Raw genomic sequence first — 16,191 nt, forward strand, 5'->3', positions numbered from 1 at the left:
GCGCACGGAGCCAGGGCGGAAGAGGCGGCTCATGTGCCGCGCTTGGCGGGCCTAGTGGCCGGGGTCCGCTCTTGAGCGCAGCGCGCATTGGGAAGAACAGATGACTCTGTCGTACACCGGTAAGAAGCGTATTCGTAAGTCGTTCGGGAAGATCCCCGAAGCAGGTTCGATGCCGAACCTGATTGAGGTGCAAAAAAGCTCCTACGATCAATTCCTGCAAAAAGACGGGCGGTCGTACGATCGCATCGACGAAGGTTTGCAGGCTGTTTTCAAGTCAGTTTTCCCGATCCGTGATTTCTCGGATCGCGCCGTTCTCGAATACGTCTCGTATGAATTCGAAGAGCCGAAGTTTGACGTCGAAGAGTGCCAACAGCGCGACATGACCTACGCAGCTCCCTTGAAGGTGAAGCTGCGCCTCATCGTTTTCGAAACCGACGAAGAGACGGGCGCGAAGTCGGTCAAGGACATCAAGGAACAAGACGTCTATCTCGGCGACATCCCGCTGATGACGGACAAGGGAACGTTCGTCGTGAACGGCACCGAGCGCGTGATCGTGTCTCAGATGCACCGTTCGCCGGGCGTGTTCTTCGATCACGACAAGGGCAAGACGCACGCTTCGGGCAAGTTGCTCTTCGCTGCGCGCGTCATCCCGTACCGCGGCTCATGGCTCGACTTCGAATTCGACGCCAAGGACATCATGTTCGTGCGTATCGACCGGAAGCGCAAGCTGCCGGCGACGACGCTGCTCTACGCGCTCGGCATGTCGAGCGAGCAAATCCTTGCGACCTTCTATCAGACCTCGATCTACAAGCGCGTGAAGGCGGGCTGGACCACGAAGTACCGCGCCGAACGCTGGCGCGGTGTGAAGCCGACCTACGATCTCGTCGACGCCAAGACCGGCAAGGTCGTCGCCGAAGCGGGCAAGAAGATCTCAGCGCGCAACGCCAACAAGCTCGTCGAAGATGGCGTCGTCGATATCCAAGTGCCCTCGGAAGACCTGTTCGACCGCTACATTGCCGAAGATATCGTCAACCCGGAAACCGGTGAGATCTACGTCGAAGCCGGTGACGCGCTTAGCGAGAACGTGCTGGCGACTTTGATCGAAGCCGGCATCCACGATCTACCGATCCTCGACATCGATCCGGCGACCGTTGGTCCGTACATCCGCAGCACGCTGAAGCTCGACAAAAACGAGAACCGCGAGCAAGCGCTGTTCGATATCTATCGCGTGATGCGTCCGGGTGAACCGCCGACGCCGGAAACGGCCGAGACGCTGTTCAACTCGTTGTTCTCGGACGGCGAGCGCTACGATCTTTCCGCGGTTGGCCGCGTGAAGATGAACATGCGCCTGGGTCTCGATACCGACGACACCGTTCGCGTCCTGCGCCTTGAGGATATACTCGAAGTGCTGCGTACGCTGACCGATCTGCGTGACGGCCGCGGCGAGGTCGATGACATCGATAATCTCGGCAACCGCCGCGTGCGTTCGGTCGGCGAACTGATGGAAAATCAGTATCGCGTCGGCCTGCTGCGCATGGAGCGCGCGATCAAGGAACGTATGTCGTCGGTCGACATCGAAACCGTGATGCCGCACGACCTGATCAACGCCAAGCCGGCCGCCGCCGCCGTGCGTGAGTTCTTTGGTTCTTCGCAGCTCTCGCAGTTCATGGACCAAACCAATCCGCTCTCCGAGATCACGCACAAGCGTCGTCTCTCGGCGCTCGGCCCGGGTGGCCTGACCCGTGAGCGCGCGGGCTTCGAAGTCCGCGACGTGCACCCGACGCACTACGGCCGCATCTGCCCGATCGAAACGCCGGAAGGCCCGAACATCGGTCTGATTAACTCGCTTGCGACGCACGCCCGCGTGAACAAGTACGGCTTCATCGAAAGCCCGTATCGCAAGGTCGTCAACGGCAAGCCGTCGAAGGACATCGTCTATCTGTCGGCGATGGAAGAGGCCAAGCACAAGATCGCGCAGGCCAACGCCATCATCGACGAGAAGGGCAACCTCTCGGAAGAGTTCGTGCAGGCCCGTGAAAACGGCGAAGCCCAGCTCATCGCGCGTGAAGAACTCGATCTCATGGACGTGTCGCCGAAGCAGGTTGTTTCGGTCGCCGCCGCGCTCATCCCGTTTCTCGAGAACGATGACGCTAACCGCGCGCTCATGGGTTCGAACATGCAAAAGCAAGCGGTGCCGTTGCTCCGCGCTGATGCGCCGATCGTCGGCACGGGCATGGAAGGCGTGGTCGCGCGCGATTCAGGCGCAACCATCACCGCGCGCCGCACCGGCATCGTCGAGCAAGTGGACAGCCAACGTATCGTTGTGCGCGCCACCGAAGAGCGCGACGCCACCAAGCCTGGCGTCGATATCTATCGTCTGCGCAAGTTCCAGCGCTCGAACCAAAACACCTGCATCACGCAGCGCCCGATCGTTCGCGTCGGTGACGTTGTGCGCGCCGACGACATTATCGCTGATGGTCCGTCGACGGAGTTGGGTGAGTTGGCGCTTGGCCGTAACGTGCTCGTCGCGTTCATGCCGTGGAACGGCTACAACTTTGAAGACTCGATCTTGATCTCTGAGCGCATCGTCAAAGACGATGTGTTCACCTCGATCCACATCGATGAATTCGAAGTCGCCGCCCGCGACACGAAACTGGGTCCGGAAGAAATCACGCGCGACATCCCGAACGTCGGTGAAGAAGCGCTGCGCAACCTCGACGAAGCCGGCATTGTCGCCATCGGCGCCGAGCTTGAGCCGGGCGATATTCTCGTCGGTAAGGTGATGCCGAAGGGCGAAAGCCCGATGACGCCGGAAGAAAAGCTCCTGCGCGCCATCTTCGGTGAAAAGGCCAGCGACGTGCGTGACACGTCATTGCGTCTGCCGCCGGGCGTCAGCGGTACTGTCGTCGAAGTGCGCGTGTTCAACCGCCATGGCGTCGATAAGGATCAACGCGCGCTGCAGATCGAGAAGGAAGAAATCGAACGCTTGGCGAAGGACCGCGACGACGAACTCGCGATCCTCGAGCGCAACATCTTCGGCCGTCTCGAGGAAATCCTGATCGGCAAGCAAGCTGCGTCAGGCCCGAAGGGCTTCAAGAAGGGCGAGATCACGGCCGAAGGCCTTGAGCCGTTCTCGAAGGGCCAGTGGTGGCAGTTCGGCATCGAAGACGAAAACGCGATGGCCGAAATCGAAGCGCTCAAGAAGCAGTACGACGACGCCAAGAAGCGTCTCGATGCGCGCTTCAGCGACAAGGTCGATAAGCTCACCCGCGGCGATGAATTGCCGCCGGGCGTGATGAAGGTCGTCAAAGTGTTCGTCGCGGTGAAGCGCAAGCTGCAGCCGGGTGACAAGATGGCCGGCCGTCACGGCAACAAGGGCGTCATCTCGAAGATCGTGCCGGTGGAAGACATGCCGTTCCTCGACGACGGCACACATGTCGACATCGTTCTGAACCCGCTCGGCGTGCCGAGCCGGATGAACGTCGGTCAGATCCTCGAAACGCACTTGGGTTGGGCTTGCGCCGGCATCGGTAAGCAGGTTCGCAACGCACTCGAATCCTTCGAGCGCGATGGCGATCGCAAGCCGCTCGACGCCAAGCTGAAGGAAATCTACGGCAAGGAAGAGCTGCCGAAGTCGACCGAAGAATTGCGGGAACTCGCGCAGAACATCTCGAAGGGTGTTCCGATCGCGACTCCGGTGTTCGACGGCGCCAAGGACGCAGATATCCGCGCGATGCTGAAGGATGCGGGCTTTGCCGAGACCGGCCAAGTCATGCTGAAGGACGGCACCACGGGCGAGACGTTCAAGCGTCCTGTCACCGTCGGCTACATCTACATGCTGAAGCTGCACCACTTGGTGGACGACAAGATCCACGCCCGCAGCATCGGACCGTACTCGCTCGTCACGCAGCAGCCGTTGGGTGGTAAGGCGCAGTTCGGCGGTCAGCGCTTCGGCGAAATGGAAGTGTGGGCGCTCGAAGCTTACGGCGCGGCCTACACGCTCCAGGAAATGCTGACGGTGAAGTCGGACGACGTCGCTGGCCGTACCAAAGTCTACGAGGCCATCACGCGCGGCCACGACACGTTCGAAGCGGGTATCCCCGAGTCGTTCAACGTGCTCGTGAAGGAAATGCGCTCGCTCGGCCTTAACGTGGAATTGGTCGACGGCACGCGCCTGAAGGCAGCCGAGTAAGTGGACTAACCCCGCGCGCCGTTCACGCGGCGCGCGGGCGCAAGATTGAAAATGCCACCGTTAGTCTCGGCCGCACACCGGGGCGAGGAAGGTAGAAAAGAATGAGCGCTATGAACCAAGAGCTGATCAACAACACCTTCGGCAACAATCAACCGCCGGCGCCCGTGTTCGATCAGATCAAGATCTCGATCGCGAGCCCAGAGCAGATCAAGTCCTGGAGCTTCGGCGAGATCAAGAAGCCTGAGACAATCAACTACCGCACGTTCAAGCCTGAGCGTGACGGCCTGTTCTGCGCGCGCATCTTCGGTCCGCAAAAGGACTACGAGTGCACGTGCGGCAAGTACAAGCGGATGAAGTACAAGGACATCATCTGCGAAAAGTGCGGCGTGCAAGTTACGCTGGCGCGTGTCCGCCGCGAACGCATGGGCCATATCGAGCTCGCTGCGCCGGTCGCGCACATCTGGTTCTTGAAGTCGCTGCCGAGCCGCATCGCGCTCATGCTCGATATGGCGCTGAAGGACATCGAGAAGGTTCTCTATTTCGAGCAATACATCGTGCTCGAACCGGGTCTGACGCCGCTCGAAGCCAAGCAGCTGCTGACCGAAGAAGACTACATCAAAGCGCAGGACGAGTACGGCGAAGACAGCTTCACCGCCTCGATCGGCGCTGAAGCCGTGCGTGAATTGCTGATGGCGCTCAACCTCGAAAAAGAGGCTGAGCAGCTGCGCAAGGAAATCGCCGAGTCCACGTCGGAACTGAAGCCGAAGAAGCTGGCCAAGCGCCTGAAGCTCGTCGAAGCTTTCATTCGCTCGGGCAACAAGCCGGAGTGGATGATCCTGACGATGGTGCCGGTGATCCCGCCGGAACTGCGTCCGCTCGTGCCGCTCGATGGCGGCCGTTTCGCGACGTCGGATCTGAACGATCTTTACCGCCGCGTCATCAACCGTAACAACCGCCTTAAGCGGCTGATGGAGCTCCGCGCGCCGGACATCATCATCCGCAACGAAAAGCGGATGCTGCAGGAAGCTGTCGATGCGCTGTTCGACAACGGGCGCCGTGGCCGTGTCATCACCGGCGCCAACAAGCGTCCGCTGAAGTCGCTCGCCGACATGCTGAAGGGCAAGCAGGGCCGCTTCCGTCAGAACTTGCTCGGTAAGCGCGTCGACTATTCTGGCCGTTCGGTCATCGTCGTCGGTCCGGATCTGAAGCTTCACCAGTGCGGCCTGCCGAAGAAGATGGCGCTCGAACTGTTCAAGCCGTTCATCTACGCGCGCCTCGACATCAAGGGCCTCTCGGGCACCGTGAAGCAATCGCGCCGCATGGTCGAAAAGGAGCGTCCTGAAGTTTGGGATGTGCTCGAAGAAGTCATCCGCGAGCACCCGGTTCTTCTGAACCGCGCCCCGACCCTCCACCGCTTGGGCATCCAAGCGTTCGAGCCGAAGTTGATTGAAGGCAAGGCGATCCAGCTTCACCCGCTGGTTTGCGCCGCGTTCAACGCCGACTTCGACGGCGACCAAATGGCCGTGCACGTTCCGCTGTCGCTCGAAGCGCAGTTGGAAGCGCGCGTGCTGATGATGTCAACGAACAACATCCTCTCGCCGGCGAACGGCAAGGCGATCATCGTGCCGTCGCAGGATATCGTTCTCGGTCTCTACTATCTTTCGCTCATGAAAGAAGGCGAGCCGGGCGAGGGCAAGCTGTTCGGTTCGATCGGTGAAATCGAGTCTGCGCTGGAAGCTGGCGTCGTCACGCTGCACACCAAGATCAAGGCGCGTTACGAAACGGTCGATGCCGATGGCAAGCCGATCCGTAAGACGATCGACACCACCCCTGGCCGCATGAAGCTTGCCGAGGTTCTGCCGAAGCACCCGAAGGTGAGCTACAACCTCTTGGATCAGACGCTGACCAAGAAGGAAATCGGCAACCTGATCGACAACGTCTATCGTTTCTGCGGCCAGAAGGCGACGGTGATCTTCGCCGACCGCATCATGCAACTCGGCTTCAAGGAAGCTGCCAAGGCCGGCATTTCGTTCGGCATGGCGGACATGGTCGTGCCGAAGGCAAAGGAAACGCTGGTCGAGGAAACGCGTAAGCGCGCGTCCGAGTACGAGCAGCAATATGCCGATGGTCTCATCACCAAGGGCGAAAAGTACAACAAGGTTGTCGACGCCTGGTCAAAGTGCACCGACAAAGTCGCTGACGCGATGATGGAAGAGGCGTCAAAGCCGGCTCGTCTGAAGGACGGCCGTCTGGGCGAACTCAACTCCGTCTTCATGATGGCGCACTCGGGCGCACGTGGTTCGAAGAACCAGATGAAGCAGCTCGCCGGCATGCGCGGCCTGATGGCCAAGCCGTCGGGTGAAATCATCGAGACGCCGATCATCTCGAACTTCAAAGAGGGTCTCTCGGTTCTCGAATACTTCAACTCGACCCACGGCGCTCGTAAGGGCCTCGCGGACACCGCGCTGAAGACCGCGAACTCGGGCTACCTCACGCGTCGTCTCGTCGACGTCGCGCAAGACTGCATCATCACCGAAGAAGATTGCGGCACCCAGGACGGCATCCAGATGACGGCTGTCATCGACGGCGCCGACATCGTCGTCTCGCTCGGCACGCGCATCCTCGGTCGTACGGCCGCGCTGCCGATCAACGATCCGGGTACGGGCAAGCAGCTCGTTCCGGCTGGTGGCTTCCTCGACGAAGACACCGTGCAGCTGATCGAGAAGGCTGGCGTTCAAGCCGTGAAGGTCCGTTCGGTGCTGACGTGCGAAACCCGCACGGGCGTTTGCGGTTCCTGCTATGGCCGCGACCTCGCGCGCAACACGCAGGTCAATATCGGCGAAGCTGTCGGCGTCATCGCGGCGCAATCGATCGGCGAGCCGGGTACGCAGCTCACGATGCGTACGTTCCACATCGGCGGCGCGGCCCAGTTGGCTGAGTCGTCAGTTATGGAATCGGCGCATGATGGCTCGATCCACCTCATCGATCGCAACACGGTGAAGAACGCCCAAGGCGATCTCATCGTGATGAGCCGCAACATGAAGATCTCGGTCGTCGATGAAGACGGCAAGGAGCGTCAAAGCTTCAAGCCGCCGTTCGGCGCACGTCTGAAGGTTGATGAAAAGTCGAAGATCAAGCGCGGCGATCGCATCGCCGAGTGGGATCCCTACGCAACGCCGATCCTGACCGAAACGGCAGGCAAGGTGCGCTTCGAGGATTTGACCGAGGGCGTCGCTGTCCGCGACGAGTTCGACGAGGCCACGGGCATTTCGTCGAAGGTCGTCATCGACTGGCGTTCGACCACGAAGGGCTCGGAACTAAAGCCGTCGATCTCGGTGCTCAACGCTAAGGGCGTTGCAGTGAAGACGTACTCGTTGCCGGTCGGCGCCATTCTCTCGGTGGCCGATGGTGATGACGTTACCCCTGGCCAAGACCTCGCACGCATGCCGACGGGCGGCGCTAAGACCCGCGACATCACCGGCGGTCTGCCGCGCGTCGCGGAACTGTTCGAAGCTCGCCGTCCGAAGGACCACGCGATCATCTCCGAAGGCGATGGCCGCGTAGAGTTTGGCAAGGACTACAAGAACAAGCGTCGTCTGCGCGTTGTGCCGGAAGACGAAAGCCTCGACGCGATCGAGTACATGATCCCGAAGGGCAAGCACATTCCGGTGCAAGAAGGCGACTTCGTGAAGAAGGGCGATTACCTGCTCGACGGCAACCCCGCGCCGCAGGACATCCTCTCGATCATGGGCGTCGAAGCGCTTGCGAATTACCTCGTTGAGGAAATTCAGAAGGTGTACCGCCTGCAAGGCGTGCCGATTAATGACAAGCACATCGAAGTGATCGTTCGCCAGATGCTTCAGAAGGTCGAGATCATGGAAGCGGGCGATACCGAGTTCCTCAAAGGGGAAGCGGTCGAAGCGCTCGATCTCGAAGACGAGAACAAGCGTGTTCAAGAGCTTGGTCTAAAGCCGGCGACGGCTCAGCCGATGCTGCTCGGCATCACTAAGGCCAGCTTGCAGACGCGTTCGTTTATCTCGGCAGCGTCGTTCCAAGAAACCACGCGCGTGCTCACCGAGGCTGCCTCTTACGGCAAGTCGGACACGCTCGAAGGTCTCAAGGAAAACGTCATCGTCGGGCGTCTCATCCCGGCCGGTACGGGTGGTCAGTTGCGCCGTTACCAGAAGCTCGCCGCCGAACGCGATGCGCAACTGGCGATCGAGCGCGGTGAAGAGGCTCGTCTGACGCAGCCAGAAGCGGCCGAATAACAAGACCGACAAGGCTCTGGGAAGAAACGTCCATAAACAAAACGGCCCGGGAGCGATCCCGGGCCGTTTCAATTTGTGGCTTAGAACGATGGTCCTGGCGGCCCGCCGGGTTGTTGATCGGTCGGCGGACGTTGCGGGCCGGAGCCGAATTGATAGGTCAGCGAGAGGCGCAACCGCGTGCCGGGGCTCTGGAACTCGGCGCGCTCGTAGTAATCGTCGGTGATGGTTTGAGAGCTGCGGTTGGCGCTGTCGAAGATGTCCTGAACTGTCAGTACGCCGAAGAGACGCGATGAAAGTCTGCGCCGCCAGGTGAAATTCGCAACGACGAATTCATCCCATTCTGTTTGCAAGCCGTGGCGCGGACCTTGGAAGCGCGTCTCGAACTGAAACTGGTTTGCGCCGACCGCCTCTTGATCGGCGTCGCGATAATCGATTTGTGCGACGCCATTGTATTCGAGCTCTTCACGCCGTGAGATCGTGCCGCCGCTCAGGTAGTCGAACTCGCGGCTGAAAACGCTACCCGTCAGCGAGTAGCGCCAGTTTTCTACGATCGGCCCGCGGAGCATCACCTGGAGCCCCCGCTGTTCGCTCTCGCCGGCATTGACCGGCCGAGTGAGCGTTACGCCGTCAGGTGTTATGTCTGTGAACTGCGAGATGATGTCTTGGCTAATGCGATCGAAGAATGTGACGTTGAACATCGTGCCATTGCGTTGGTAGACGACGTTCGCTTCGTATGCATCGGTGGTTGTCGGGTCGAGGTTCGGATTGCCGGAGGACGCACGGTTGACGTCCTCGAAGCGCAGAGCAGGATCGAGCTGATCGAAGCCTGGGCGCTGAATGCGGCTTGAATAACTGATATCGACATTGATGTGCGGCGTGAGTTCGTTGCGCACGTGGAGGCTGGGGAAAGCGCGCGTGTTGGTGTCATCGGTCTCTAAAGCGCCGGAAATCACTTCGCGCCGATAGCTTTCCACACGAAGGCCGGGGAGTAATGTCCAATCGCCAACATCAAACTGATAGGTCGCGTACGCGGCCGAGGTTTGCGCTGAGGCCTCAAGCGTGGAGGCGTAGGCGGGGATCGACACGCCGCTCAATGGCGTGAGGCTGCTGTCAGTAGTTTGCTCAAGATGCTCGAAAGCCGCGCCGAAGGTTAAAAACTGCTCCGATGGAAGCGGTTGCTCGAAATCGAGGTTCGATGAGAGGCTTCTATTGTCTTGCGAGCGCGTGGTTGCGTAGGAGGTGGCGCCGCCGCCGCCGGCCGGCGTGATCGTGAATGTCGAATTTGAAACGCTGACGAAGCTATCGATGGACGTGTTGAACTTGAGCAGCTCACGCGGCTCGTTGCCTTGCTGTTGGAGATCGAACGTCACACTTTCGTAGTGCATCTCGCTATCGGTGAGCGCTTGGCTGGATGAAACCGGTCCGCCAGAATCTGAGAGCGAAGACAGTTGCGACTGCGTCGAGTTGTTAAGGCCGAAATCGCCACTGAGCGACATGCGGAGGCGCTCGTTCGGGTTGAAGGCCGCTTGCAGCTGACTGAGGTAGAGGCCTTCCCAGGTTGAGGTGGTTGGGCCGGTTTCGGTCGTTGCGGGGCCGCCCGGAGGCGTCTCACGAACGCGGTGCAGTTCGCTCTCGTACTCGCCGCTGTATCCGCCGGCTTGGCCGCTGAACGTCCAGCGGCCCTGCGAATAGCTTGGCGCGAGCCCGAGATGCTGGCTGCCTAATGAATCTGCGTTGGCCTGGACCGAGCCGCTAAAGCCGGTCTCAAAGCGTTGGCGCGTGATGATGTTGATGATCCCACCCGACGTGCTCGATGAGTATTGGGCCGATGGATTGGTGATCACTTCGATGCGTTCGACGCTGCCGCCGGGAAGGCCGCGCAGGACTTGTTCAAGGTTGGCGCCCGGGACGGGGCGATTGTTGATTTGGATCGTCACGTTGGACGCCCCGAGCAGGGTGATCTCGCCTGAGGGCGCGACGCTCACCGAGGGAATGCGTCCCAAGATGTCGAACATGTTCGTGCTCTGCGCGACTGGATCGTCGCGCAGTGTGTAGGTGCGCCGGTCGATGCGAATTTCATCGCCGCGCTCCGCCAGCACGACGATGTCATCGCCTTCGTCTTCGGCTTCATCCGCTGCAGCTGTTTGGCTATCGGCAGGAGCCGGCGCCGACTCTTGCGCGCGTGCGTTTTCGCTCATTGCGAGAAACGCGAAGGAAGCGGTCAGAAGCCATGTCAGGCGGTTGTTGGAACTCATCCTTGTCATGTGTCCGAATTCGCGGACGCGGGCAAATTAAGCCCCACCAACCACCTATTGGGCGCGGCGAATAGCGCGGGCGTTAGTCGCCGAAAATGTCCATGAGATCGAAGCCGCCGCGGCGCCGGCGCTGGTGGCCGCCGCGCTGGTCATAGCCGCCTTCGCCGCGCTCGCCATATTCCCCGCGTTCACCGTACTCGCCGCGCTCGCCATAGCCTTGCTGTGGGCGTTGCTGCGGCGGCTGCTGGTATTGTTGGGGAGGCTGCTGCTGCGGGTGCGAACGGCGGTAGGCGTCCGGGTCCTGATAGAATTGCGCACGATCCTGTTCGAACGCGACACGTTCGTCCTTTGCGCCGGCAATGATCTTTTCCAGTTCACCACGGTCCAGCCACACCCCCCGGCAAGTCGGGCACATATCGAAAACGACGTCGTTCCGTTTTACCTCGGACATCGAGGCGTTGCAGTTGGGGCACATCAAAAGCGGCATAGGATCTCCGATACTCGGGCTGATATAGGTGCGAGGGGGCGTGCGGCAATCGTGCATAACCCGCGACTGATTTTCGCAAGGCAAGTTGAGTTGCCCTATGCTCGCACGCGTGCGAATCGAGCTGGAATTATGACAAATCAAGTCTCTGAAGCGCTGAAGCGCGTGAAGCCCTCCGCCACGATGGCGATGAGCGCCAAGGCGCGCGCGCTAAAAGCCGCAGGCCGCGATTGCATTGCGCTTTCGCAAGGTGAGCCGGACTTCGATACGCCGGAAAACATCAAGGAGGCCGCGATCCGCGCGATGCGCGAAGGCAAGACCAAATACACCGACGTCGACGGCATTCCTGAGCTGAAGGACGCGATTGTCGGCAAGTTCAAGCGCGAGAATGGCCTCGAGTACACGCGCGCGCAGGTCAATGTCTCGCCGGGCGGCAAACCGGTGCTGTTCAACGCGATGATGGCGACGCTCAATCCGGGCGACGAGGTGATCATCCCGGCGCCTTATTGGGTGAGCTATCCGGACATGGCCATCATGTGCGGTGGCGCGCCGGTGTTCATCGACACCACCATTGAAGACGGATTCAAGATTCAGCCAGAGGCGCTGGCGAAGGCGATCACGCCGCACACCAAGTGGCTGTTGCTCAACTCTCCGTCGAACCCTTCGGGCGCCGCTTACACGCGCGCGGAGCTGAAAGCGCTGGCGGCAGTGCTGATCGATTATCCGCACGTGCTCATCCTCACCGATGACATGTACGAGCATCTGACCTACGGCAATTTCGAGTTCACCACGATCGCGCAAGTCGAGCCGCGCCTCTACGAGCGCACGCTGACCATGAACGGCGTCTCGAAAGCCTATTCGATGACCGGCTGGCGCATCGGCTATGCTGGAGGCCCGCAATGGTTGATCAAAGCCATGGCGAACGTCATGGGGCAAACGACATCTAATCCGTGCTCGATCTCGCAATGGGCGGCTGTTGAGGCTTTGAACGGCACGCAAGACTTCATCCCAAAGAACAAGAAACTCTTTGAAGAGCGCCGCGATCTCGTCGTCTCGATGTTGAATCAGGCGCAGGGCTTGAAGTGCCCGACGCCGGAAGGTGCGTTCTACGTCTATCCGTCTTGCGCTGGACTGATCGGCAAAAAGACGCCAAGCGGCAAGGTGATCGAGAACGATGAAGCGTTCGCGATCGAGCTTCTGGAAGCGGAAGCTGTGGCGCTCGTCCATGGTGGCGCGTTCGGCCTTTCGCCGAACTTTCGCATTTCATACGCGACGTCGAACCAGTGCCTGGAAGAAGCTTGCGCGCGCATTCAGCGCTTCTGCGCGAGCCTTTCCTAGTTCTCGAGCTTAAATGTCAGGCCGGCCTTTTCTTGCAGGCGCGCGATGAGCGCATCGCCCATGGCGGCTGCCGGCGTCCAGACGCCGCCCGGCGTGGTTTGACGGCTGGTGTCTTTGAGCGTCAGCGCAGCTTCGGAAATCATCTTCGAGGTCGAGCCGTAGCCGGGATCTTTGTCGCCACAGACGCTGGCGCGGAGTGAGCGGCCGTCGGCTGTCGTGCCGACATAGAGCACGTCGAACATGCCGTTTTCGCGCTGCTCAAGATTGGGCCCTTGGCCGGGCTTCGGCAGCACGAATTGCGTCAGCAGCATTCGCGTTGGCGCAAAGCCGAGCAGTGTGCGTTGCATGTTGGATGAGCTTTGCAGCGACTTGGCGCGTTGTTTTCCCTTAGCGCCGCCGCCCGTCATCATCATTTCGCTGTAGGTGAAATCTTTGCCGTAGGGATATTTCGCCAGCGCGTTCGAGCGATGAACGTTCTTCGTGTTGATCGACGCCATCACGAACGGCGCGGCCCACGAGTTTATATCGGTGTCCTCTGTGACTGTGTCGCCGTTCGGTTGCGGCGCCAGCCTTTCAGGCGACAGCACAAACGGATCGGTCATGCGCGAGGCGAGCGAGGGATCGACCTTCATCGCTTCGAATGTCGCCAGCATCGAGGCCATGGTGCCGCCCGAGAACGTGCCCTTCATCTTGCGCACGCGTCCGCGCACATCGCGGAGAGGTTGGCCAAAGCGAGCTTGGGCTTCGCGCTGCAAGAACCACACGCCGCAATCGAACGGGATTGAGTCAAAGCCGCACGAGAACACGATACGCGCGCCGCTCTCCTTGGCGACCTTGTCATACTTGGCGATCATGTCGGCCATCCAGTTTGGCTCGCCGCAAAGATCGACATAGTCGGCGCCGGCCTTGGCGCACGCCGCTAACAGACCTTCACCATAGCGCTGGTAGGGACCGACGGTGGTGATCACCACGCGCGTGCGATGCGCGAGCGCATCCAGTGCGTTGGAGTCATGCGCGCCGGCGATGATGATCGGCAGTTTGTAGGATGCGCCAATATCATTGCGGACGACCTTGAGTTTCTCTTCGTCGCGCCCGGCCATGGCCCAGCGCAGCTCGCCTTCCGCGCCGTAAACACGCATCAGGTGCTCGGCGACCAGTTTTCCGGTAAAGCCCGTTGCGCCGTAAATGACGACGTCGAATTCCTGTGCGCTCATGCCCGCCTCCGCTTGTGAGATGCCCCTATCACGTTGCAGCGCGGCAGGGGAGGCGCCCATCGTTTCGCATTCGCGCGCGGTTCGTGGCGTGCTTTAGTGCGCTGGACTCATGCCGCCGCTCGCCATCGCCGCCGCTATTACTTCAGCCGTGATCCACGCCAGTTGGAACGCTGTGCTGAAGGGCGGGACCGATCGCGTCACGGATTCATTTTTGATCGCGGTGGGCGGTCTCGGCGCGGGCGCGCTGATCATACTTTTCATGGGCGCGTTGCCGCAAGCGGCCTGGCCCTATGTGGCGATGACGGTCGTCATCCATCTTGTCTATTGGTTTTGCCTCTTCAAAGGCTACGACGCTGGCGATATGAGCCATGTCTACACGCTCTCGCGCGGCATGGCGCCGATGCTGGTGGCGATGGGGGCGGCGCTGACGGCCAGTGAGATTCCGCCGCCGTTCAAGCTCCTCGGCATTGCCGGTGTGTCGATCGGGGTGTTCACGGTCGGCGCGAGCCCTAAGGCGCCGCTGAAGGCGACGCTGTGGGCCGCTGCAATCGGGCTCTGTATCGCGTCCTATTCGTTGGTCGATGCGCTTGGCTCGCGCGCTGCCGGCAATGCGGTGATCTTCCTGGGCTGGTCGATGGCGCTGATGTCGGTTCCGATGGCGGCCTTTGCGTTCTGGCGGCGGGGTGTGTCGCGTTTGCTGAGGGACGCCGCGGTCGCGCCTTGGCGCGGCATCGGCATCGGTATCGTGAGCTTCGCCGGGTACGGCCTTGTGCTGTGGGCGCAAACGTTTGCGCCGATCGCACAGGTCACCGCTTTGCGCGAAACCTCCGTCGTTTGGGGTGCGCTGATCGCGTTTTTATTTCTGCACGAACGGCTTGGTCTTCGCCGCTGGCTGGGCGCGGCCATTGTCGCGGTAGGCGCTGGCTTGATCGCGTTCGCTTGAGTAAGTTTGCGGCGATGGCCGATCTTCAGATCCTACGCATCGATGACGCTAAAGCACTGGTTCGTGTCGGCGTTCCCGAGCCCGAGCGCGCGACGCCGCAGGAGGTGCGGATTTCGGTGACGATGGCGCTTTCGGATCCACCGGATTTTCCAGCGCACGATCGCATTGGCGCAACCGTCGATTACGATCACATCATCGGCTTCATCCGCGGCGGTCTTGGCGAGCCCGCGCACTTGATCGAGACGTTGGCCGATCGCGTCGCGGGGCACTGTTTATCGCTCTCGCGCCGCGCCGTGTGGGTGGAAGTGACGGTGAAAAAGCCGTCAGTGCTTTTGGGCGATGGCCTGGTGGCCGTAACGATCCGGCGCGAGGCCTAATCGAACATTACATCGCGCGCGCTTGGCACCAGATGTTGGCCTCCATCGACTGGGATCAGCGCTCCAGTGATGTTCTCGCCATTCGCCAGATACGCAACCGCATCAGCGACATCCTCAACCCTCGTGCCGATGCGCGTCAGGTTGTTGTTGTGCACGTCTTTGAAATTTTGTTGATCGCCGCTGACCAACATCAGGCCGGCCGCGATGCAATTGACGCGAATATTCGGAGCTAACGCCATCGCCAGCGCGCCGGTCGCATGTGCAAGGCCCGTCTTCGCGAGTGTGTAGGACAGGAAGTCCGGGTTTTGGTTGAGGACCTTTTGATCCGATATATTGGTCACGAAGCCGCGCCGGGAGCCGATCTGTTCGCGCAGTTTTCGCGCCAGATAGACGGGCGCAAGCAGATTTAGGCGCACTTGCGCTTGGGCGGCGTCGAGTGAGAAGTCTGTGATGCTGTCCGGCGTGAAGCTCGCGGCGGAATTGACGACCCCCACCCAGTCTCCGCGCTGGGCGAGCCTCGCAGCCATCGCGTCGATAGCGCTTTGATCCGTCAGATCGGCGCTGAACAGCTCGGCTTTTCCGCCATTGACGCGAATTTCGCTCGCGACGCTCTGTGCGCCATCGCGCGAGCCGTTGAAGTGTACCCCGATGGTCCAGCCGTCGCGCGCCAAGCGCAGCGCGATGCCGGCGCCCACGCGCCGCCCCGCGCCGGTGACGAGAACCAATCCGCTCACGCGCCGAAATCCGAGCGCGTGACGTCGTAGCGGAGGCCAACGCCTTGCATCTCAGGGAAGATATCCGGCTTCGAGATCGAGAGCTCGACACGTTCTGCCGGCGTCAGTTCGAAACATGCAAAAAGAATGTCGCGCGCCAAAGTCTCAATACGTTCAGTGTGCGGGCGCTCTTCGAGTGCTTTCAAAAACACGCGCAGCGGATCGTAATTGACGTAACTGCCGTGGCGTTCGTTGTAAGCGTGAAAGCCAAATTGCAGCGTGAGTTCGAGATGCAGGCGCTGTGCTTCAATCTTTTCCCAGGCGTGCTCGCCGATGCGCACATTAAGTTCGACGCCGCGCATGGCGATCGAAACAGTGGACGGTGCAGCAGACATCAGCGCTCCTCT

The 16,191-nt window shown here is 60.7% G+C and carries 9 protein-coding genes and 1 pseudogene; 5 read left to right on the top strand and 5 right to left on the bottom strand.

Annotated features, from left to right (window positions below; genetic code table 11):
- The first annotated feature begins 100 nt into the window (after positions 1-100).
- On the top strand, positions 101-4,192 hold the full coding sequence (gene rpoB / locus ATE48_RS14290; protein ID WP_066772597.1) for a DNA-directed RNA polymerase subunit beta: 4,092 nt from the start codon (positions 101-103) through the stop codon (positions 4,190-4,192).
- 110 nt (positions 4,193-4,302) lie between these two features.
- The gene (rpoC, locus tag ATE48_RS14295; protein ID WP_066772598.1) at positions 4,303-8,460 is read left to right on the top strand and encodes a DNA-directed RNA polymerase subunit beta'; all 4,158 of its coding nucleotides are present in this window, start codon (positions 4,303-4,305) and stop codon (positions 8,458-8,460) included.
- Positions 8,461-8,540: 80 nt separating this feature from the next.
- Here rpoC and ATE48_RS14300 read toward each other — a convergent pair whose 3' ends face one another.
- Together ATE48_RS14300 and ATE48_RS20480 are read right to left on the bottom strand one after the other, a co-directional pair.
- Positions 8,541-10,658, bottom strand: coding sequence for a TonB-dependent receptor plug domain-containing protein (locus tag ATE48_RS14300; protein WP_228126635.1), 2,118 nt, complete (start codon positions 10,656-10,658; stop codon positions 8,541-8,543).
- 411 nt (positions 10,659-11,069) lie between these two features.
- A pseudogene (locus tag ATE48_RS20480) lies at positions 11,070-11,202 on the bottom strand (TFIIB-type zinc ribbon-containing protein); the annotation flags it as partial.
- Positions 11,203-11,331: 129 nt separating this feature from the next.
- Between ATE48_RS20480 and ATE48_RS14310 the strand changes: the two are divergent.
- A complete protein-coding gene (locus ATE48_RS14310; protein WP_066772603.1) occupies positions 11,332-12,537 on the top strand; it encodes a pyridoxal phosphate-dependent aminotransferase in 1,206 nt (401 codons plus the stop codon).
- Here the strand turns inward: ATE48_RS14310 and ATE48_RS14315 are convergent.
- Positions 12,534-13,751 carry a saccharopine dehydrogenase family protein gene (locus ATE48_RS14315; RefSeq protein WP_066775152.1) on the bottom strand — a complete coding sequence of 406 codons (1,218 nt, stop codon included), beginning with the start codon at positions 13,749-13,751 and terminating at the stop codon, positions 12,534-12,536. The genes ATE48_RS14310 and ATE48_RS14315 overlap by 4 nt on opposite strands.
- A gap of 109 nt (positions 13,752-13,860) precedes the next feature.
- On the opposite strand from ATE48_RS14315, the gene ATE48_RS14320 reads away from it, so the two are divergent.
- Entirely contained in the window at positions 13,861-14,694 is an 834-nt protein-coding gene (locus ATE48_RS14320; protein WP_066772605.1) for a DMT family transporter, read from the top strand.
- On the top strand, positions 14,691-15,071 hold the full coding sequence (locus ATE48_RS14325) for a dihydroneopterin aldolase (protein ID WP_228126636.1): 381 nt from the start codon (positions 14,691-14,693) through the stop codon (positions 15,069-15,071). The genes ATE48_RS14320 and ATE48_RS14325 overlap by 4 nt, the downstream gene beginning before the upstream one ends.
- Here ATE48_RS14325 and ATE48_RS14330 read toward each other — a convergent pair.
- Both ATE48_RS14330 and ATE48_RS14335 read right to left on the bottom strand, forming a co-directional pair.
- Positions 15,068-15,805 (bottom strand): SDR family oxidoreductase, encoded by a 738-nt coding sequence (locus ATE48_RS14330; protein ID WP_083197368.1) that lies wholly within the window; start codon positions 15,803-15,805, stop codon positions 15,068-15,070. The two genes, ATE48_RS14325 and ATE48_RS14330, sit on opposite strands and share 4 nt — an antisense overlap.
- Entirely contained in the window at positions 15,802-16,179 is a 378-nt protein-coding gene (locus tag ATE48_RS14335; protein ID WP_066772609.1) for a dihydroneopterin aldolase, read from the bottom strand. The genes ATE48_RS14330 and ATE48_RS14335 overlap by 4 nt, the downstream gene beginning before the upstream one ends.
- Positions 16,180-16,191 lie beyond the last annotated feature (12 nt).

The organism is Candidatus Viadribacter manganicus (assembly GCF_001679665.1).
GTDB classification, from domain to species: Bacteria; Pseudomonadota; Alphaproteobacteria; order Caulobacterales; family Aquidulcibacteraceae; genus Vitreimonas; species Vitreimonas manganica.

What these genes read in the sequence shown, in the direction of transcription:
- ATE48_RS14315 (WP_066775152.1), bottom strand. Translation starts at nt 13,751, where the DNA reads ATGAGCGCACAGGAATTCGACGTCGTCATTTACGGCGCAACGGGCTTT.
- rpoC (WP_066772598.1), top strand. Translation starts at nt 4,303, where the DNA reads ATGAACCAAGAGCTGATCAACAACACCTTCGGCAACAATCAACCGCCG.
- ATE48_RS14300 (WP_228126635.1), bottom strand. Translation starts at nt 10,658, where the DNA reads ATGAGCGAAAACGCACGCGCGCAAGAGTCGGCGCCGGCTCCTGCCGAT.
- ATE48_RS14310 (WP_066772603.1), top strand. Translation starts at nt 11,332, where the DNA reads ATGACAAATCAAGTCTCTGAAGCGCTGAAGCGCGTGAAGCCCTCCGCC.
- ATE48_RS14320 (WP_066772605.1), top strand. Translation starts at nt 13,861, where the DNA reads ATGCCGCCGCTCGCCATCGCCGCCGCTATTACTTCAGCCGTGATCCAC.
- rpoB (WP_066772597.1), top strand. Translation starts at nt 101, where the DNA reads ATGACTCTGTCGTACACCGGTAAGAAGCGTATTCGTAAGTCGTTCGGG.
- ATE48_RS14335 (WP_066772609.1), bottom strand. Translation starts at nt 16,179, where the DNA reads ATGTCTGCTGCACCGTCCACTGTTTCGATCGCCATGCGCGGCGTCGAA.